Genomic DNA, 512 nt, shown 5'->3' with positions numbered 1-512 from the left:
GGATTGGGAAAAATCCATCGAAAGCTCAACAGCATGGGCGCAAATCGCTTCAATCCGAATGCTCACAAGGCGCATCGCAAGGTATTGGATCTACGAATGAACTTTTGAATCGGGCTCTAACGTTCCAAGCCAATATTTGACGTGCTTCCATCCGTGGAAACAACGCCAACCATCCCTTGACAATCCACGGTTATTAAATCCAAGATAAATAAATCCCGGATTCTTTGGAGGGCGAAAATGAAATCCTATCTCAATGCAATGCGGCAGTATTTCACGTTTTCCGGCCGGTCTTCACGGCGGGAATTTTGGATGTTCGAGCTGTTCTATTTCATCCTTCTAAGAGCCCGATTTAAAAGTAGTTGAGCGATAACAGCAGGTTGTGATTCCCTTTTGGTGCTAAATCAAAATGGGGTTTCCGATGACCTGGACTGTTATCGCTCGGCGTGAGCATAACCGAGACGCGCTTCGTTTTCCAAGTGATTTCGAGACGCGCTTCGTTTTCCAAGTGATTT

Annotated in this window: 1 pseudogene; it reads left to right on the top strand. The window is 45.9% G+C overall.

Annotated elements, in window-relative coordinates:
• A pseudogene (locus AC1DYF_RS40380) lies at window positions 1-100 on the top strand (IS5/IS1182 family transposase); the annotation flags it as partial.
• Window positions 101-512 lie beyond the last annotated feature (412 nt).

It is taken from the genome of Rhizobium sp. P2_G9, assembly GCF_056403475.1.
Note: the sequence above shows the minus strand (reverse complement) of the source record. Positions and strands in the feature narration are given on the sequence as shown.